At 69.2% G+C, this 18,846-nt stretch carries 19 protein-coding genes; 13 read left to right on the top strand and 6 right to left on the bottom strand.

Annotation, left to right across the window (positions count from 1 at the left end):
- Window positions 1-6: 6 nt before the first annotated feature.
- Window positions 7-192 carry a hypothetical protein gene (locus RPQ07_RS09360; protein ID WP_313943635.1) on the bottom strand — a complete coding sequence of 62 codons (186 nt, stop codon included), beginning with the start codon at window positions 190-192 and terminating at the stop codon, window positions 7-9.
- A gap of 332 nt (window positions 193-524) precedes the next feature.
- On the opposite strand from RPQ07_RS09360, the gene RPQ07_RS09355 reads away from it, so the two are divergent.
- The 4 genes from RPQ07_RS09355 to RPQ07_RS09340 all read left to right on the top strand — a co-directional run bounded on the left by RPQ07_RS09355 (window position 525) and on the right by RPQ07_RS09340 (window position 4,055).
- Complete coding sequence (locus tag RPQ07_RS09355; protein ID WP_313943634.1) at window positions 525-1,178, top strand: response regulator transcription factor; 654 nt, start codon at window positions 525-527, stop codon at window positions 1,176-1,178.
- 4 nt (window positions 1,179-1,182) lie between these two features.
- On the top strand, window positions 1,183-2,421 hold the full coding sequence (locus RPQ07_RS09350) for a HAMP domain-containing sensor histidine kinase (protein ID WP_313943633.1): 1,239 nt from the start codon (window positions 1,183-1,185) through the stop codon (window positions 2,419-2,421).
- Between the two features lie 394 nt (window positions 2,422-2,815).
- Window positions 2,816-3,112, top strand: coding sequence for a DUF4193 domain-containing protein (locus tag RPQ07_RS09345; RefSeq protein ID WP_005310959.1), 297 nt, complete (start codon window positions 2,816-2,818; stop codon window positions 3,110-3,112).
- A gap of 13 nt (window positions 3,113-3,125) precedes the next feature.
- Window positions 3,126-4,055 carry a hypothetical protein gene (locus RPQ07_RS09340; RefSeq protein ID WP_313943631.1) on the top strand — a complete coding sequence of 310 codons (930 nt, stop codon included), beginning with the start codon at window positions 3,126-3,128 and terminating at the stop codon, window positions 4,053-4,055.
- 21 nt (window positions 4,056-4,076) lie between these two features.
- On the opposite strand, the gene RPQ07_RS09335 is transcribed toward RPQ07_RS09340, so the two are convergent.
- A complete protein-coding gene (locus tag RPQ07_RS09335) occupies window positions 4,077-4,535 on the bottom strand; it encodes a DUF3093 domain-containing protein (RefSeq protein WP_313943630.1) in 459 nt (152 codons plus the stop codon).
- A gap of 148 nt (window positions 4,536-4,683) precedes the next feature.
- Here RPQ07_RS09335 and RPQ07_RS09330 point away from each other — a divergent pair, with 148 nt between their 5' ends.
- The 7 genes from RPQ07_RS09330 to RPQ07_RS09300 all read left to right on the top strand — a co-directional run bounded on the left by RPQ07_RS09330 (window position 4,684) and on the right by RPQ07_RS09300 (window position 11,361).
- A complete protein-coding gene (locus tag RPQ07_RS09330) occupies window positions 4,684-5,247 on the top strand; it encodes a PaaI family thioesterase (protein ID WP_313948830.1) in 564 nt (187 codons plus the stop codon).
- Window positions 5,244-5,759 carry a dUTP diphosphatase gene (gene dut, locus RPQ07_RS09325; RefSeq protein ID WP_313948829.1) on the top strand — a complete coding sequence of 172 codons (516 nt, stop codon included), beginning with the start codon at window positions 5,244-5,246 and terminating at the stop codon, window positions 5,757-5,759. The genes RPQ07_RS09330 and dut overlap by 4 nt, the downstream gene beginning before the upstream one ends.
- Before the next feature lies 1 nt (window position 5,760).
- Window positions 5,761-6,543: a DUF3710 domain-containing protein gene (locus RPQ07_RS09320; RefSeq protein WP_313943629.1), complete on the top strand. Its 783-nt coding sequence runs from the start codon at window positions 5,761-5,763 to the stop codon at window positions 6,541-6,543.
- Window positions 6,544-6,816: 273 nt separating this feature from the next.
- On the top strand, window positions 6,817-9,360 hold the full coding sequence (locus tag RPQ07_RS09315; protein ID WP_313943628.1) for a sensor histidine kinase KdpD: 2,544 nt from the start codon (window positions 6,817-6,819) through the stop codon (window positions 9,358-9,360).
- Between the two features lie 77 nt (window positions 9,361-9,437).
- On the top strand, window positions 9,438-10,127 hold the full coding sequence (locus RPQ07_RS09310) for a response regulator (RefSeq protein WP_313943627.1): 690 nt from the start codon (window positions 9,438-9,440) through the stop codon (window positions 10,125-10,127).
- 76 nt (window positions 10,128-10,203) lie between these two features.
- Window positions 10,204-10,620 (top strand): OB-fold nucleic acid binding domain-containing protein, encoded by a 417-nt coding sequence (locus RPQ07_RS09305; RefSeq protein WP_313943626.1) that lies wholly within the window; start codon window positions 10,204-10,206, stop codon window positions 10,618-10,620.
- Window positions 10,621-10,623: 3 nt separating this feature from the next.
- Complete coding sequence (locus RPQ07_RS09300; protein ID WP_313943625.1) at window positions 10,624-11,361, top strand: DUF3159 domain-containing protein; 738 nt, start codon at window positions 10,624-10,626, stop codon at window positions 11,359-11,361.
- Between the two features lie 83 nt (window positions 11,362-11,444).
- On the opposite strand, the gene RPQ07_RS09295 is transcribed toward RPQ07_RS09300, so the two are convergent.
- Window positions 11,445-12,116, bottom strand: coding sequence for a TrkA family potassium uptake protein (locus RPQ07_RS09295; RefSeq protein WP_313943623.1), 672 nt, complete (start codon window positions 12,114-12,116; stop codon window positions 11,445-11,447).
- Window positions 12,116-12,784, bottom strand: a complete 669-nt coding sequence (locus tag RPQ07_RS09290; protein ID WP_313943622.1) for a TrkA family potassium uptake protein — start codon at window positions 12,782-12,784, stop codon at window positions 12,116-12,118. Before RPQ07_RS09290 ends, RPQ07_RS09295 begins: the two co-directional genes overlap by 1 nt.
- A 184-nt stretch (window positions 12,785-12,968) precedes the next feature.
- Between RPQ07_RS09290 and RPQ07_RS09285 the strand changes: the two genes are divergently transcribed.
- Entirely contained in the window at window positions 12,969-15,017 is a 2,049-nt protein-coding gene (locus tag RPQ07_RS09285; protein ID WP_313943621.1) for an APC family permease, read from the top strand.
- Between the two features lie 101 nt (window positions 15,018-15,118).
- Window positions 15,119-16,447: a class I SAM-dependent RNA methyltransferase gene (locus RPQ07_RS09280; RefSeq protein WP_313943620.1), complete on the top strand. Its 1,329-nt coding sequence runs from the start codon at window positions 15,119-15,121 to the stop codon at window positions 16,445-16,447.
- Window positions 16,448-17,899: 1,452 nt separating this feature from the next.
- Here RPQ07_RS09280 and RPQ07_RS09275 read toward each other — a convergent pair.
- Both RPQ07_RS09275 and RPQ07_RS09270 read right to left on the bottom strand, forming a co-directional pair.
- Window positions 17,900-18,268 (bottom strand): DUF6193 family natural product biosynthesis protein, encoded by a 369-nt coding sequence (locus RPQ07_RS09275; protein ID WP_313943619.1) that lies wholly within the window; start codon window positions 18,266-18,268, stop codon window positions 17,900-17,902.
- Between the two features lie 161 nt (window positions 18,269-18,429).
- Window positions 18,430-18,702, bottom strand: coding sequence for a hypothetical protein (locus RPQ07_RS09270; RefSeq protein ID WP_313943618.1), 273 nt, complete (start codon window positions 18,700-18,702; stop codon window positions 18,430-18,432).
- Between the last annotated feature and the right edge of the window lie 144 nt (window positions 18,703-18,846).

The raw sequence follows: 18,846 nt of genomic DNA, 5'->3' as shown, positions 1-18,846 counted from the left end.
CCGGCGTCAGGCTGCGCCGACCCGCTGCTCCTCGTCGACGTGGACACCGTGCTCGGCGGCCAGGCGGTGCAGATCGTCCAGCTCCGCCTGCTCGACATCCGCCAGGAAGTCGTCGCCCGTCTCACGCGCCAGTGTCAGGTCGGTCTCCGCGGCCTTTATGCGCTGAAGCAGTCCTGCGGTGAATGCGTCCATGTGCGCCCCCTCGTCGTGGGTCGGTGGCACGGGGGTGTGCCTTCGGGGTCCCCCTGCCGCAGCAGAGGTGGGGTGATCAACCCTGGAACAAGTCGTGGCGTGCCACATACAGGGCGTGATCGCGGGTGTTTAGTCGTCCTCCCCAGCGCTTCCCTCAGAGAAACCTCAACTGGCCCAGGAATCCGCCCCTTTCCGGAAGACCCTGGTCCGCCGGGGCCGGCCCTCCTCGCCTTACAGCCGGTTTACGCGCGTAACGGGCAGGATGGAGACACACAGACAGTGCACAACCAGCCCTGATCATGGGTGACGGGCCCCGGAGGAAGGAACGCGACGTGCGCGTACTCGTCGTCGAGGACGAGCAGCTGCTCGCCGATGCGGTGGCCACCGGACTGCGCCGGGAGGCCATGGCCGTCGACGTCGTGTACGACGGCTCGGCGGCCCTGGAACGAATCGGCGTCAACGACTACGACGTGGTCGTCCTGGACCGCGACCTCCCCCTCGTCCACGGCGACGACGTCTGCCGGAAGATCGTCGAGCTGGGCATGCCGACCCGCGTGCTGATGCTGACGGCCTCCGGCGACGTCAGCGACCGGGTCGAGGGCCTGGAGCTCGGCGCCGACGACTATCTGCCGAAGCCGTTCGCCTTCACCGAGCTCACCGCCCGGGTGCGCGCGCTCGGCCGGCGTACGACGGTGCCGCTGCCGCCGGTCCTGGAGCGCGCCGGGATCAAGCTGGATCCCAACCGCCGGGAGATCTTCCGCGACGGCAGGGAGATCCAGCTCGCCCCCAAGGAGTTCGCGGTCCTGGAGGTCCTCATGCGCAGCGAGGGCGCGGTCGTCTCGGCCGAGCAGCTGCTGGAGAAGGCCTGGGACGAGAACACCGACCCGTTCACCAACGTCGTGCGCGTGACCGTCATGACGCTGCGCCGCAAGCTCGGCGAACCGGCCGTGATCGTCACCGTGCCCGGCTCCGGATACCGGATCTGACCCCGTGACCGCCGCTCCGGCGCCGCCCACGGCGCCCCCGAAGCCGACCTGGGACCCGCGCGACCCGGTACGCCCCCTGCTCCGCCCGACGATCCGGATACGGCTCACGCTGCTGTACGGCGGGATGTTCCTGATCGCGGGCATCCTGCTGCTGTCGATCATCTACCTGCTGACCGCGCAGGCCCTGCACGCCGGTAACGGTGTGCCGATCAAGCTGCTGCCCGACAGCAGGGTGCAGCTGACCGACAACAGCTGTGCGGGCCTGACCTCGGACCTCTCCGCCGACGAGGCGAACGCCGCTCTGCGGGCCTGCGTCTCGCACCAGCGCGAGATCGCCCTGGACAACCTGCTGCGCCGCTCGCTCTTCGCGCTGCTCGGCCTCAGCATCATCGCCTTCGCCTTCGGCTACGCGATGGCGGGCCGCGTCCTGTCGCCGCTCGGCCGGATCACCCGCACCGCACGCCAGGTCGCCGGCTCGGACCTCTCGCGCCGTATCGAGCTCGACGGGCCCGACGACGAGCTGAAGGAGCTGTCCGACACCTTCGACGAGATGCTGGACCGCCTGGAGCGGGCCTTCACCGCCCAGCAGCGCTTCGTCGCGAACGCCTCGCACGAGCTGCGGACCCCCCTCGCCATCAACCGCACGCTGCTGGAGGTCCACCTCTCCGACCCCGGGGCACCCGTCGAGCTCCAGCAGCTCGGCAAGACCCTGCTGGCCACCAACGAGCGCAGCGAACAGCTCGTCGAGGGTCTGCTGCTGCTCGCCCGCAGCGACAACCAGGTCATCGAACGCAAGCCGGTGGACCTGGCGGAGGTCGCTACCCGGGCGGTCGACCAGACACGGGGTGAGGCCGAGGCCAAGGGGGTGGAGATCCGCGGCGAGCGCGGGCCCGCCACCGTGCAGGGCAACGGCGTCCTGCTGGAGCGGATCGCGCTGAACCTCGTACAGAACGCCGTGCGCTACAACGTGCCGGACGACGGCTGGGTGGAGGTCACCACGGAGACGGACGGCGGCCAGGCGGTCCTGGTGGTCTCGAACACCGGACCGGTGGTTCCCGCGTACGAGATCGACAACCTCTTCGAGCCGTTCAGAAGGCTGCGGCAGGAGCGCACGGGCAGCGACAAGGGGGTGGGCCTGGGGCTCTCGATCGCCCGCTCGGTGGCCAGGGCTCACGGAGGCCGTATCATCGCGGAGCCTCGCGAGGGCGGAGGCCTCGTGATGCGAGTCACCCTGCCCGTCTGAGACAGTGGTCGGCACCTGCGCACTTGGTTCGCTTTACGCGGAATTTTCGGGACCTGTTCCGAAGTTGAGGGTGTGGGATCGATCACAGATATGAATTTCAGGCCATCTACTCTCCGTGATCAAGACTCTTGCCGGAAAGCCGGGAAAAGTCCGGGTTTCCGGGGGTCCGGATCACGGGAAGTACACGGGGTGGCGCTGTGAAGTGCGGCATTCGGACCGTGTACGGTCCCCTTCGCCACTCAACGGATCACCTCTCGAGGGATCCGGTTGGGTGTCGATTGAGTAACAGACCTTGATGTGAGGCAAAATCTCCGCCTCAGGTCGGGCACAAGTCCGGCCTCTCACGCGTTACGTGCGCTGGAGACACCGCAACCACCCAGAGGGGGAGAGCGACATGGCAACGGACTACGACACCCCACGCAAGACCGACGACGACGTCGATTCCGACAGCCTTGAGGAACTGAAGGCCCGCCGGAACGACAAGTCGACCTCGACCGTCGACGTCGACGAGTTCGAGGCAGCCGAGGGCATGGAACTGCCCGGCGCGGACCTTTCCAACGAGGAACTGGCCGTCCGGGTCCTTCCCAAGCAGGCCGATGAGTTCACCTGCATGAGCTGCTTCCTCGTGCACCACCGCAGTCAGCTGGCGCGCGAGAAGAACGGCCAGCCCATCTGCCGCGACTGCGACTGAGGACTGGTCGGCCGTGGCAGGCGACACACCGTCCAGGAAGCGGCGTTTCCGGCGTCAGAAGCCGTCGGAGACGCCCTGGGGCGGTTCGGGACCCGCAGAAGGCGCCACGCCTTCTGACGGGCACTCGGCCGTCCTCCTGCCCCACGGCGCAGGAGACGACGGGCGGGGCCTTCCGGCCTCGTTCGAAGGACCCCCGCACGCGGCGGACGGACCCGGGACCCCGGCCAAGCCGGGGCGTCTGGCCGCGGTGCGCCAGGGCGTCCGCAAGAGCGGCGAGAACGCCAAGGCGGCGCTCGGCCACCTCGCGGACCGGATCATCGAGATCGCGCCGCGTGTGCCGGTGCGTGATCTCGACACACTCCGCCGGCAGTTCCCGGGCCTCGGCCCGGAGCAGCTCGCGGACAAACTCGTCGCGGGCGCTGCAAACGCCACCTCGACGGTGGGCGCCGGCATCGGAGCCGCCGCGATGATGCCCGTACCTCCGGCGATGCCCGCCGAACTGGCCGCGGAGATCGCCGGCGTATCGGCGATCGAAATGAAGCTCATCGCCGAGCTCCACGAGGTCTACGGCATGAGGCCGGAAGGCAATCTCAGGGAGCGCAGCACCGCGTATCTGACCGCCTGGACGGAGGAGCGCGGACTCGATGTGACCAAGCCGGCCACCTACAAGAACATCGCGCTGAGCGGCGGTCTCAAGCGCGAGCTGCGCCAGCAGATCATGAAGCGCACGATCCGCAACCTGCCGAACCTGATGCCGTTCATGGTCGGCGCCGCGGTCGGTGCGGTGATGAACCGGCGGGACACCAGAAAGCTCGCGGACCGCATCCGCAAGGATCTGCGCACCCGGCAGGTGCCCTGGGACGCCCTGCCCGCCCTGCCGCCCCTGGAACAGCACAAGGACGCCCTGGACGCGAGCCAGTGGCCCCGGGAGCTCGGGCACTGAGCCCGAGCGCCGGTCCTGGCGTCAGGCCGCCCGCACCGCGGTGAGGGCCGCCGCCAGCGCCTGAGGATCGCGCGTCGACAGATACACGTACGGAGTCGGGTCGTCCGGGTCCGTGATCTCCACCTTCAGCGCGGTGGGCACGTAGCTGCGCAGCAGCATGAACGCCCGCGGATCGGCCTTGTACGACCGCCAGGCACGCGCCTCCTCGGCATCCAGCGCCACGGGCTCACCGAGCGCCGTCAGCGGGATGCGCGCATCGCCCGCGACCAGCGAGCCGGCCACCACCCGGATGCGGACCGAGCCGTAGGAACTGACCACGACGGCCGCCAGCGCGGAGGCGCCCACGAGCCCCGCGAGCATCGGCAGCGTGCCGAGCGGGAGGGCGACGAGACCGCCCGAGATCCCGAGGAGAGCGGTGATGGCCCACCACGAAGCGGGAGCGGTCAGACGTTCGTCGTACTGCGGGGCGGAAGGCTGCATGCGCTCAAGCTTGGCACGGTGCGGCCGGGGGGTATTCGCGCGGGTAAGGTCTGCGCCTGTGAGTACTGCGAAATCCCGGGGGGAGAACCCCGGATCCTCCCCCTCCGCCCCCGGGGCGCGGGGAGACCGCCAGGACCGGGCCTCGGCTCTGATCCCGCCGGCCGACGCCATAGCGCCGGCCCGCCACCCGGACGCCCCGGCCCCCGGTGAACTCCTCGGCGCTCACTACGACCACTGCTTCGGCTGCGGCGAGGGCCAGCCCCACGGACTCCATCTCCAGGCGCGGGCCGGTGAAGGCGTGAGCATCACCGCCGAGTTCACCGTCAAGGAGGCCCACCAGGGAGCGCCGGGCCTCGCGCACGGCGGGGTCCTCGCCACCGCCCTGGACGAGACGCTCGGCTCGCTGAACTGGCTGCTGCGGACCATCGCGGTCACCGGCCGGCTGGAGACCGACTTCGTGCGCCCGGTGCCCGTGGACACCGTGCTCCATCTGAAGGCCGAGGTCACCGCCGTCGCCGGCCGCAAGATCTACTCCACCGCCGTCGGCCGGATCGGCGGCCCCGAAGGGCCCGTCGCCGTCCGCGCCAACGCACTCTTCATCGAGGTCAAGGTCGACCACTTCATCGACAACGGCCGCACGGAGGAGATCCGCGCGGCCATGGCCGACCCCGATCAGATCCGGCGCGCACGCGCCTTCGAGGTGAACCCCTGATGCCCAACCCTGTCGACGTGCTGATCCGTCGTGTGGACCCCGAGGTTCCGCTGCCGGCGTACGCGCACCCCGGCGATGCCGGTGCCGATCTGGTGACCTGCGAGGCCGCCGAACTCGCCCCCGGTGAGCGCGCCGTGCTGCCGACGGGGGTGTCCATCGCGCTCCCCGACGGGTACGCGGCCTTCGTGCACCCGCGATCGGGTCTCGCCGCCCGCTGCGGAGTAGCCCTCGTGAATGCCCCGGGGACGGTGGATGCCGGGTACCGTGGGGAGATCAAGGTGATCGTGGTCAACCTCGACCCGCGCGAGAGTGTGCGGTTCGATCGGTTCGACCGGATTGCCCAACTGGTCGTCCAGCAGGTCGAGAAGGTGCGCTTCCACGAGGTGGCGGAGCTTCCCGGCTCGGCGCGGGCCGAAGGGGGCTTCGGGTCCACCGGCGGTCACTCCGTCGTGGACGGCTCTACGGGTGGGAATCGATACGCTTCGGCCGTATCCGACCGGGAAGGACAGTGACGTGTTCGGACGTCGCAAGAAGAGTGGTTCCGCGGAGGACGCGGACGCAACGGGCGAGGCCGAGCGAGTCGCAGACTTGTCTGCCGAGCGCGACACGGAGTATGCCGACGACGAGGACGGCCCCCGCCGGACGAATCTTCCGCCGGCGCCGCGGCCCGACGGCCCCTGGGACCTCTCCGAGGTCTCCAAGCCCGGCGAGGGCCGGGTCGACCTGGGCGGCCTCTTCGTGCCCGGAGTCGAGGGCATGGAGCTGCGCGTCGAGGTAGCGGGTGACGCGATCGTCGCCGCGACGGTCGTCCTGCGCGACAGCGCGGTCCAGCTCCAGGCGTTCGCCGCGCCCAAGAAGGAAGGCATCTGGGGCGAGGTCCGCGAGGAGATCGCCTCGGGCATCACCCAGCAGGGCGGCATCATCGACGAGGTCGAGGGCCCGCTCGGCTGGGAACTGCGGGCCCAGGTACCGGTCCAGCTCCCGGACGGCACCGGCGGTGTGCAGCTCGTGCGCTTCGTCGGCGTCGACGGCCCCCGCTGGTTCCTGCGCGGAGTGATCTCCGGCCAGGGAGCGGTGCAGCCGGAGGCCGCCGGTCTGCTCGAGCAGATCTTCCGGGACGCGGTCGTGGTACGCGGCGAGGGCCCGATGGCTCCGCGCGACCCGATCGTCCTCAAGCTGCCCGACGACGCCCAGATGGTGCCCGAGGGTGTCCAGCAGGAGGAGCAGGAAGGCTCCCGCTTCTCCGGAGGCATGGGACAGCTGCAGCGGGGCCCCGAGATCACCGAGGTCCGCTGACGCAGGTCACGCACGACGGATCGCTGACAGCGTTCCAGCACGACGGATGGGCCGTACTCCCCGAGCGGGGGTGCGGCCCGTCCGGCTGTCCGGGCGCCGTCGCGTGGCAGGCGCCGGAACCGGCGCTGGGCGAGGCCCCCGACACCGCGGCCGCACACGCATCAGAATCACGTCAAAGACGCCGGTCAGGACGGCCATCGGTCCGAAATGTCCGAAACCCCCGCCGTAGGGTGCACGCAGGTTGACGGGCAGTTTCTGAAAGACAATGGGGCCATGGCACGCGGCAAGCTTCGGATATACCTCGGTGCGGCGCCGGGTGTGGGCAAGACCTACGCCATGCTCTCCGAGGCACACCGCCGTGTGGAGCGGGGCACGGACTGTGTCGTGGCCTTCGTGGAGCACCACGACCGTCCCCGTACCGAGGTCATGCTGCACGGCCTCGAACAGATCCGGCGACGTGAGATCGAGTACCGCGGCAGCGTCTTCACGGAGATGGACGTCGACGCCGTACTGGAGCGACGGCCCGCTGTCGCCCTGGTGGACGAACTGGCCCACACCAATGTGCCGGGCTCGCGCAATTCCAAGCGGTGGCAGGACGTCGAGGAGCTGCTCGCGGCCGGGATCGACGTCGTGTCGAGCGTCAACATCCAGCACTTCGAGTCGCTGGGTGACGTGGTCGAGTCGATCACCGGGGTACGGCAGCGCGAGACCGTACCCGACGAGGTCGTCCGCCGTGCCGATCAGCTCGAACTGGTCGACATGTCGCCACAGGCACTCCGCCGCCGCATGGCCCACGGCAACATCTACAAGCCGGACAAGGTCGACGCGGCCCTCTCCAACTACTTCCGCCCCGGCAACCTCACGGCCCTGCGGGAACTGGCGCTCCTGTGGGTTGCCGACCGGGTGGACGAATACCTCCAGCAGTACCGCGGCGAGCACAACATCCGCTCCACCTGGCAGGCCCGGGAACGCATCGTCGTCGGCCTCACCGGCGGACCCGAGGGCCGCACCCTCATCCGGCGCGCCGCCCGCATGGCCGCCAAGGGCTCCGGCAGCGAGATCCTCGCCGTCTACATCGCCCGCAGCGACGGACTGACCTCCGCGTCACCCAAGGAGCTGGCCGTCCAGCGGACCCTCGTCGAGGACCTCGGCGGCACCTTCCACCACGTCATCGGCGACGACGTCCCCACATCGCTGCTGGACTTCGCGCGCGGGGTCAACGCCACCCAGATCGTGCTCGGCTCCAGCCGCCGCAAGGCCTGGCAGTACATCTTCGGACCCGGCGTGGGAGCCACGGTCGCCCGCGAGTCGGGACCCGACCTCGACGTGCACATCGTCACCCACGGCGAGGCCGGCAAGGGCCGCGGACTGCCGGTGGCCCGCGGCGCGCGACTCGGCCGCTCCCGGATCATCTGGGGCTGGATCGTCGGCGTCGTCGCCCCGATACTGCTCTCCCTGCTGCTCACCGCCCTCGACGACCGTCTGGGTCTCGCCAACGACGTCCTGCTCTTCCTGTTCCTGACCGTGCTGGCGGCGCTGCTCGGCGGGCTGCTGCCCGCCCTGGCCTCCGCGGCGGTGGGCTCGCTGCTGCTGAACTACTACTTCACCCCACCCACGCGCACGCTCACGGTCGCCGACCCCAAGAACCTCGTCGCCATCGTGATCTTCTTCGCGGTGGGCGTGGCGGTGGCCTCCGTGGTCGATCTCGCCGCCCGGCGCACCCATCAGGCCGCCCGGCTGCGCGCCGAATCCGAGATCCTCTCCTTCCTCGCCGGCAGCGTGCTGCGCGGCGAGACCACTCTGGACGCCCTGCTGGAACGGGTCCGCGAGACCTTCGCCATGGAGTCCGTGGCGCTGCTGGAGAGACAGAGCGACGTCGATCCGTGGACCACCGCGGGCAGCGTCGGCCCCAGCTCCGTCGTGCGGCCCGAGGACGCCGAGGTGGACATGCCCGTCGGCGACCACATGGCGCTCGCGCTCTCCGGACGGGTGCTGCCCGCCGAGGACCGCAGGGTGCTGGCCGCGTTCGCCGCGCAGGCCGCCGTGGTCCTCGACCGGCAGCGTCTGGTCGGGCAGGCGGAGGAGGCCCGCAGGCTCGCGGAGGGCAACAAGATCCGTACCTCGCTCCTCGCCGCCGTCAGCCACGATCTGCGCACGCCGCTGGCCGCCATCAAGGCCGCCGTCACCTCGCTGCGGTCCGACGACGTCGCATGGTCGCAGGAGGACCGGGACGAGTTCCTCGAAGGGATCGAGGACGGCGCCGACCGGCTCGACCATCTCGTCGGCAACCTCCTCGACATGTCCCGCCTCCAGACCGGCACCGTCACCCCGCTGATCCGGGTGACCGACCTCGACGAGGTGGTGCCGATGGCCCTCGTCTCGGTCCCCGACGACAGCGTCGAACTGGACGTGCCCGAGACCCTGCCGATGGTGGCCGTCGACCGTGGCCTGCTGGAGCGCGCCGTCGCGAACATCGTCGAGAACGCCGTCAAGTACAGCCCCGACGCCACCCCCGTCACCGTGGCCGCGAGCGCCCTCGGCGACCGGGTCGAGGTGCGCGTCGCCGACCGCGGCCCCGGCGTCCCCGATGACGAGAAGGAGCGGATATTCGAACCGTTCCAGCGCTACGGTGACGCTCCACGGGGTGCCGGAGTCGGCCTCGGCCTCGCGGTCGCCCGCGGCTTCGTCGAGGCCATGGGCGGCACCCTCACCGCCGAGGACACCCCCGGCGGCGGCATGACCATGGTCCTCACCCTCCAGGCGGCCCCTCGCCATGAGCCCGCCGAGCCCGGTCTCTCCTCCGGGATCACCTCGTGAACGGCCGGGACGGGGGAGCCGGGGGCAGTGTGGGCGGGGACAGTGGAGAAACGACAGTGCAGAAAGGCAGGCCCGCCATGACCCGGGTGCTCGTGGTCGACGACGAGCCGCAGATCGTACGTGCCCTCGTGATCAATCTGAAAGCACGCAAGTACGACGTGGACGCGGCTCCCGACGGTGCGACGGCGCTCCAGCTGGCCGCCGCCCGGCACCCCGACGTCATCGTGCTGGACCTCGGCCTTCCGGACATGGACGGTGTCGAGGTGATCAAGGGCCTGCGCGGCTGGACCCGGGTGCCGATCCTGGTCCTCTCCGCGCGGCACACCTCCGACGAGAAGGTCGAGGCGCTGGACGCCGGCGCCGACGACTACGTCACCAAGCCCTTCGGCATGGACGAACTGCTCGCACGGCTGCGGGCCGCCGTCCGCAGGGCCGAGCCCGTCGGCGGAGGTGACGACGACGTCGTGATCGTCGAGACCGAGGGCTTCACCGTCGACCTCGCCGCCAAGAAGGTCCACCGCGACGGACGCGACGTACGGCTGACCCCGACCGAGTGGCATCTGCTGGAGGTCCTGGTGCGCAACGCCGGCCGTCTGGTCAGCCAGAAGCAGCTCCTCCAGGAGGTCTGGGGCCCGTCCTACGGCACCGAGACCAACTATCTGCGGGTCTACATGGCCCAGCTCCGCCGCAAGCTGGAGACCGACCCCTCGCACCCGAGGCACTTCGTCACCGAGCCCGGAATGGGCTACCGCTTCGAGCGATCCTGAGGCCCCTTCCGGCCGCCCCGGCAGCCGTGGCAATGCGGCACCCGGAGCCGCCGTCGGCGGCCGGTAGGCTTGCTGTATGAGCGCTGTACCCCGTTCCGGGAATGCCGACAGGGCAGAGAAGCCCGCCGGCCGCTTCCGCCGCATGCTCGACCGGCTGTCCAGCTCGCAGGAAGACCTCGAATCGGAGGAGCTGCGAGAAGACGCGCAGGCATCGGGGTGTACCCGCATATCCGAGTGCAACGACCGCCAGATAGTCCGGGTGGCTGGTACCTTGCGCACGGTCACCCTGCGCCCGCGGGCCGGAGTGCCCGCTCTGGAGGCGGAGCTCTTCGACGGTACGGCCCCACTGGACGTCGTCTGGCTCGGCCGCCGGTCGATCGTGGGCATAGAACCGGGCCGCAGGCTGATCGCCTCGGGACGGATCTCCATGAGCCACGGCCGCCGGGTGCTGTTCAATCCCAAATACGAACTCCGACCACTCGGACAGGAGTAGCCGGTGACGTCTGTCGACAAGCCGACCACGACGAACGACCAGCAGCAGCAGGACAGGGACGCCAAGGCGGTCACCGAGGCGGCCCTGTTCGAGGCCTTCGGCGGCGTGCGCGGCATGGTGGAGACGGTCCTGCCCGGACTGCTTTTCGTCACGATCTTCACGATCAACAAGGACCTGCACATCGCGGCGATCGCGGCTCTCGCGGTCTCCCTGACGCTCGTCGCGGTCCGCCTGCTGCGCAAGGACACCGTCAAGCACGCCTTCAGCGGCGTCTTCGGGGTGGCCTTCGGTGTCGTCTTCGCGATGATGACCGGCAACGCCAAGGACTTCTATCTGCCGGGCATGCTCTACACCCTCGGCCTGGCCCTCGCGTACATCATCACGACCATCGCGGGCGTCCCGCTGATCGGTCTGATCCTCGGACCGGTCTTCAAGGAGAACCTGTCCTGGCGCACCCGTAACCCGGGCCGCAAGAAGGCGTACGCCAAGGCCAGCTGGGCGTGGGGCCTGATCCTGCTCGCCAAGTGCGCGATTCTCTTCCCGCTCTACTGGTGGGCCGACACCACACAGTTCGGCTGGGTCCTGGTCGCCCTCAAGATCCCGCCGTTCCTACTGGCCGTCTATCTGACCTGGCTGTTCCTGGCGAAGGCGCCCCCGCCCATCGACGTCTTCGCCGAGATGGAGGCGGAGGAGCTCGCCGAGAAGGAGCGCAAGGCGGCGGCGCAGCAGCGCGAGGCGTAGCCCTCGCCGACAGCGCACGGAGCTCCGACGACGAGAGGGGCCGGACCGATCGGTCCCGGGCCCCTCTCGTCATGCTGTGCCGTTCAGGAAATCTCCCGGCGGACCGAGAGCAGGTCCTCCAGTTGTTCCTCGCGGGCCTGGGCCGCCACGAACAGCAGCTCGTCACCCGCCTCCAGCGTCTCCTCCGTGCTGGGCGTGAGCACCCGCGAGCCGCGGATGATCGTGACCAGGGAGGTGTCCTCCGGCCAGGCCACATCGCCGACCGAGGTGCCCGCCAGCGCCGACTCCGGCGGGAGCGTCAGCTCCACCAGGTTCGCGTCGCCGTGGCTGAAGCGGAGCAGCCGGACGAGATCACCGACGCTCACCGCCTCCTCCACCAGCGCCGACATCAGGCGCGGTGTGGAGACCGCGACGTCGACGCCCCAGGACTCGTTGAAGAGCCACTCGTTCTTCGGGTTGTTGACCCGGGCCACCACCCTCGGCACCCCGTACTCGGTCTTCGCCAGCAGCGAGACGACCAGATTGACCTTGTCGTCACCGGTCGCCGCGATCACGACGTTGCACCGCTGGAGCGCCGCCTCGTCGAGCGAGGTGATCTCGCACGCGTCGGCGAGCAGCCACTCGGCCTGCGGCACCCGCTCCACCGAGATGGCGGTCGGTGCCTTGTCGACGAGGAGGACCTCGTGCCCGTTCTCCAGCAGTTCGCCCGCGATGGAACGGCCCACCGCGCCGGCGCCCGCGATTGCGACGCGCATCAGTGACCGCCCCCCTCAGGGCCTTCGGCGAACGCCGCTTCGACCTTCTCGATCTCGTCCGTGCGCATCATCACGTGGACGAGGTCGCCTTCCTGGAGCACGGTCTGCGAAGTCGGCAGCTCCGCCTCCCCGAGCCGGGTGAGGAAGGCGACCCGTACGCCGGTCTCCTCCTGGAGGGTGCTGACCTTGTGCCCGATCCAGGCGGCGGAGGTGTGCACCTCCGCGAGCTGGACCCCGCCGCTCGGGTCGCGCCACAGGGGCTCCGCCCCCGACGGCAGCAGCCGCCGCAGCATCTGGTCGGCCGTCCAGCGCACCGTGGCGACGGTCGGAATGCCGAGACGCTGGTAGACCTCGGCGCGGCGGGGGTCGTAGATGCGGGCGGCGACGTTCTCGATGCCGAACATCTCGCGTGCCACCCGCGCCGCGATGATGTTGGAGTTGTCGCCGCTGCTGACGGCTGCGAACGCGCCGGCTTCCTCGATCCCCGCTTCGCGCAGGGTGTCCTGGTCGAACCCGACTCCGGTGACGCGACGGCCACCGAACCCCGAGCCCAGGCGGCGGAAGGCCGTGGGGTCCTGGTCGACGACGGCGACCGTGTGCCCCCGCTGCTCCAGGGTCTGCGCGAGAGCGGATCCCACTCGCCCGCATCCCATGATGACGATGTGCACGCCCGTCCTTCCGGCTGTCAGTTCTGCAAAGGGCCTTACTCAGGCTTAACAGGGTCTCAGACCGTGGCCCAAGCTACACACGCGCGGTCCGCGCGGGGACCCTCGCGAGGCTGGGGGCGAAGAATCCCGGGCGATGGGGGTGGTGGGTGGGCGCTGTTCATATGGACCGCATACGATCCTCTGCGTGTCCAAACTGACCGACATTCCCAAACGGATCCTCATCGGAAGGGCCCTGCGCAGCGACAAGCTGGGGGAGACGTTTCTCCCCAAGCGCATCGCGCTTCCCGTGTTCGCCTCCGACCCGCTGTCCTCGGTGGCTTACGCACCCGGTGAAGTCCTGCTCGTGCTCTCCATCGCGGGCGTGTCGGCCTACCACTTCAGCCCGTGGATCGCGCTGGCCGTCGTGGTTCTGATGTTCACGGTGGTCGCGTCCTACCGGCAGAACGTCCACGCGTACCCGAGCGGCGGCGGCGACTACGAGGTCGCCAACACGAACCTCGGCCCGAAGGCCGGTCTCACCGTCGCCAGCGCCCTGCTCGTCGACTACGTCCTCACGGTCGCCGTCTCCATCTCCTCCGGCGTGGAGAACCTGGGCTCCGCGATCCCCTTCGTCGTCGAGCACAAGGTCTTCTGCGCGGTCGGGATAATCGTGCTGCTGACGGTGATGAACCTGCGCGGTGTGAAGGAGTCGGGCAAGCTCTTCGCGATCCCGACGTACGTCTTCGTCACCGGCGTGTTCATCATGATCGCCTGGGGTGCTTACCGGGGCCTCGTCCTCGACGACACCATGCGGGCCCCGACGGCGGACTTCGAGATCAAGCCCGAGCACCAGGGGCTCGCCGGCTTCGCCCTGGTCTTCCTGCTGCTGCGCGCGTTCTCCTCCGGCTGTGCCGCGCTCACCGGTGTCGAGGCGATCAGCAACGGAGTGCCGGCCTTCCGCAAGCCGAAGAGCAAGAACGCCGCGACCACGCTGGCCCTGATGGGCGGCCTGGCCGTCACCATGTTCTGCGGCATCATCGGCCTGGCCATGGCCACCGACGTGAAGATGGCCGAGCAGCCCGCGCACGATCTGCTCCGCGACGGCACCCCCGTCGGCGAGAGCTACGTCCAGAACCCGGTGATCTCCCAGGTGGCGGCCGCCGTCTTCGGCGACGGGACGTTCTTCTTCATCGTCCTCGCCGCGGCCACCGCGCTCGTCCTGTTCCTGGCCGCGAACACCGCGTACAACGGCTTCCCGCTGCTCGGCTCGATCCTCGCGCAGGACCGCTACCTGCCTCGCCAGCTGCACACCCGCGGCGACCGGCTCGCGTTCTCCAACGGCATCGTGCTGCTGGCCGGCGCGGCCATCCTGCTCGTCGGGATCTACGGAGCCGACTCCACCAAGCTGATCCAGCTCTACATCGTCGGCGTCTTCGTGTCCTTCACGCTCAGCCAGACCGGCATGGTGCGGCACTGGAACCGCCATCTGCGGACCGAGAAGAACGCCGCCAAGCGCCGCCACATGATCCGCTCCCGCGCGATCAACACCTTCGGTGCCTTCTTCACCGGCCTGGTGCTCGTGGTCGTGCTCGCCACCAAGTTCACCCACGGCGCGTGGGTGGCCCTGCTGGGCATGGTGATCTTCTACGGCACGATGAGCGCGATCCGTAAGCACTACGACCGGGTCTCCGAGGAGATCGCGGCACCGGACGAGCCCAGCGACGACACCGCGCGGCCCTCCCGGGTGCACGCCATCGTGCTCGTCTCCAAGCTCCACAAGCCCACCCTGCGGGCCCTGTCGTACGCCAAGCTGATGCGGGTCGACAAGCTCGAGGCACTCAGCATCAGCGTGGACACGGCCGAGACGAAGGCACTGCGCCAGGAGTGGGACCGGCGGGGCATCAATGTGCCGCTGAAGATCCTCGACTCCCCGTATCGCGAGATCACCCGGCCGATCATCGAGTACGTGAAGGGACTGCGCCGCGAGAGCCCGCGGGACGTGGTGAGTGTCGTCATCCCCGAGTACGTGGTGGGCCACTGGTACGAGCACCTGCTGCACAACCAGAGCGCCCTGCGGCTCAAGGGCCGGCTGCTGTTCACGCCCGGTGTGATGGTCACTTCGGTGCCGTACCAGCTGGAGTCCTCGGAGGCGGCGAAGAAGCGGGCGGGCAAGCGCCAGGACTGGAGCGCACCCGGCTCGGTACGGCGCGGTCCTGTGGACCAGCGGCCCAAGGAGCCGACCGGCAAGGGGTGAGCCCGCGCTGAGACGTTCATGGCAAGCGGCCGGTCGGGACCCACGTACAGTGGTGGGTTGTTGTCCGGCCGTTTTCCTTTGATCCCTGGAGTCACCCCGCCATGCAGAACGCACCTGAGTCTTCGCTGGTCGGGGAAGAGTACGAGGTCGAGGTCGGGCCGGTCGCCCACGGTGGCCACTGCATCGCCCGCACCGAGGAGGGGCGGGTGCTGTTCGTCCGGCACACGCTGCCCGGTGAGAAGGTCGTCGCCCGGGTCACCGAGGGCGAGGAGGACTCCCGCTTCCTGCGCGCCGACGCCGTACGGATCATCGACGCCTCCAAGGACCGCGTCGAGGCGCCGTGCCCGTACTCCGGCCCGGGTAACTGCGGCGGCTGCGACTGGCAGCACGCCAAGCCGGGTGCCCAGCGCCGGCTCAAGGGCGAGGTGATCGCCGAACAGCTCGAGCGGCTCGCGGGTCTCACCCCCGAGGAGGCCGGCTGGGACGGCACGGTCATGCCGGCCGAGGGCGACAAGCTGCCGCAGGGCGAGGTGCCGGCCTGGCGCACGCGCGTGCAGTACGCGATCGACACGGAGGGCCGCGCGGGTCTGCGCAAGCACCGCTCGCACGACGTCCAGCCGATCGACCACTGCATGATCGCGGCCCCGGGCGTGACGGAACTGGGCATCGAGAAGCAGGACTGGGCCCAGATGTCCACGGTCGAGGCGATCGCGGCCACCGGCTCCCACGACCGCCAGGTCATCCTGACCCCGAAGCCGGGCGGCCGGCTCCCGCTGGTCGAGCTGGACAAGCCGGTCTCGGTGCTGCGGGTGGACGAGCGCGACGGGGGAGTGCACCGGGTGCACGGCCGCGCCTTCGTCCGCGAGCGTGCCGACGACCGCACCTACCGCGTCGGCAACGGCGGTTTCTGGCAGGTCCATCCGCAGGCCGCGGACACCCTGATGAAGGCCGTCATGCAGGGCCTGCTCCCGCGCAAGGGCGACATGGCGCTGGACCTGTACTGCGGCGTCGGCCTGTTCGCGGGCGCCCTCGCCGACCGGGTGGGCGAGAAGGGCGCGGTGCTCGGCATCGAATCGAGCAAGCGCGCGGTCGAGGACGCGCGTCACAACCTGCAGAACTTCGACCGCGTCCGCATCGAACAGGGCAAGGTCGACCAGGTGCTGCCGCGCACGCAGATCACCGAGGTGGACCTGATCGTGCTCGACCCGCCGCGCGCGGGGGCGGGCAAGCAGACGGTGAAGCACCTGGCGGGCCTGGGAGCGCGCAAGATCGCGTACGTGGCGTGCGACCCGGCGGCGCTGGCGCGGGACATCTCGTACTTCGCGGAGAACGGGTACCGGGTGCGGACGCTGCGGGCGTTCGACCTGTTTCCGATGACGCATCACGTGGAGTGCGTGGCGATTTTGGAGCCTGCGGACAAGGGTGCCTGACCTGCAGCTTCGGGTGGTGTGCGTTATGGGCGGTATCTTGACGCTGAAACGACGCTCGCGACGCTCGTTCTGATGGGACGTCAAATGGCTGATCGTGCAGGCATGCTGGGGGTGGCGCACTTCCCGAGGGCTGGCTTGGCGGGAACTCGAAGCAAATCAGTCGGGTTCCGGCGCTCCTGATTGCGGCGGCAGACGCGCTGCCGCCGTGCTTCGGCGGGCCGAATGTCTGGCGGAGTGTGCGCTCAGTAGGTGGGCCCGTAGGGGCTCCAGCCGCGCATGAACGGCTTGAGATCTTCGGGGCGGGGTTCGGGGATGTCCGGCAGCAACGGTGAACCCGTTGAGGGGGTTCAGGCGTTGCACGTGACTCTCGGCCCACATGATCCATGCCTCGGCTTCGTCCCTGGCCGGTCCGGTCGGCAGACTCTCTGCATGGAGGCGTAGCGCACTGACGTACTCGGCCAAGCCCGCTGGGCGCCGCCACGTTTCTTCTTGCGCTTCGAGGTGCCGGACACGGTATGTCTCTGCGTACTCGGTCGTTGCCCGCCGCTTTGCGGCCTCCCAGCGCAGGCGCTGCTGCCGTGCTTCCTCCAGGTCGGCGCCTGGCGCTTGCGTTCGGCCGCCTCTCCGCGGAGACCGACCTCTTGCACGAACTCGGCGAGCTGGTCCTCAAGAGGGCGTGCGACCGTGTCGGCCCACTCGCCGGCCCGGTGTGGCCGCCCACCGCTTACACGGATTCTCAAGCGGTCAGCGGGGGAGCAGTCGTAGCGAGGGATCCTGACCCAGGAGTGCTTCTCGGCCTCCGCGAGTTCCTTCTGTGCGGGGACGTGCTCGACCCGGTCCTGTTCTTGCAGGACGAGGAATTCGCAGTTCTGGCCTCGTGTCGTGATGGTGAAATGAGGTGGGCCACTTCGCCGACGATGCGGTAGCGGTGCACCATGCGCTGTGCCGATTGCGCTGATGTGACTTGCCCTCTGCGTTGCCGTGAGCAGGGCGTGGATGAGCCGGAAAGCTCGGTTCTGCACGGAATCTGTGAGTCCCGTGGGCTGGGGAATGCCCTGTGGGGCTTTGACGACTGGGTGTGGTCTTGCGAGCCGTGCTGGTACCGGAACGGGTACCAGCGTGGCCAAGCGCCCACTGGCCTCCTGTTTGACGATCCGGCCGCCCGCCTCAGCAAGGTCTTCCAGAAGCTGCTCAGTGACGGTCTTCTTCCTCTCAAGCCCTTGGGTTGGGACTCGGTTGGATACTTTGACCAGCCCTCGGCTCTGTAGCGCCTGGCAGCTGAGCTTGTGCGTCTCTCCCTCACATGCGCCGTCGGGGCAGCCCTGTCCGACCCACCGCAGCACATGCAGTTGACGCTCGTTCAACTGACGCGGCACCTGACCCCCTACATTGCGAAGTTGCTCGCCAGCAAGGAGCCCTCTTCCAGCCACCGGGGGGTCGCACTGTCTGCGGTCACAGGTCGTTGGCCGTTCCGGTGATGGCTGGTCCGCAGCCTTCCGGCAGGTTGACTGCCACCAGGGCGAACGCCTCCTCGACCGTGGCCACCTCGCCCAGGACTCCGGTGTCGGATGCGCCAGAGACTTGGAAGCCTCCCTTGACCAGGGGGTACACCAGGGGGATGTCATGCGATGAGGGGAAGCCCGTGCACCGGCTCAGGTGCAGGATCCCGTGGCTGACGCGTGGATACAGTTCCTGCAGCCGGGGCTGGGCGTAGGCGGCTCGGACCATAGCAGGATCGATGAGATCGGGGTCGAACTCCAGGATCGCCCGCCATTCGGCGGCTACAGCGGCTGCGGCGTCCGTGGAACCAGTGTTCTTCATTTCACGCTTCACCTTCCATTCGGATTGGGCACTTGGATCTCAGGAATATCCGACTTGGGTACCTTGTGGCTCTACGCACCCGCCAGTACCGCTCCCACCGGTTACCGCGGCCCGCTCGACATCCCCGCGCTCGCCGACTTCACGACACGCCCACCGCAACGTCATGGTTCGACGACTTCGGGCCGACAGCCCAAACCCTTACCCAGTTCCTCGAACCGCTCCACCGAGCCACTGCGGTCTTCACGGACGAGACCAAGCGCCACTCGGCCGCCCAACACAGCTGATCGACCCAACCGATGGGCACCGTCCACGAGGCATTCCGAGAGTTTCCAGCGCTCCAGCGTGTCGGCCTGCGGGATATCCCGGAGTTGGTCGTCGTAGGAGATGCGCAGGTGCAGTTCGGAGAGATCGCCGGGGAGCGAAGTGGGGTCCATCACTGCGGAGGGCCGCGCGCGTGCGCGCACGACAGAGCCCCGGATCCGGGGCTCTGTCGTGAAGAGGGTGTAGTGCGGGTTACCCAGTTCTCGGCGGAGGCGATCAGGGGTCGGCGCGGGCGGCGCCGCGCGATGCTGAACTGA

Origin of the sequence: Streptomyces sp. AM8-1-1 (genome assembly GCF_032229325.1) — a bacterium.
GTDB lineage: Bacteria > Actinomycetota > Actinomycetes > Streptomycetales > Streptomycetaceae > Streptomyces > Streptomyces achmelvichensis.
The sequence above is the reverse complement of the archived record's forward strand: the minus strand, read 5'-3'. Positions and strand labels throughout refer to the sequence as shown.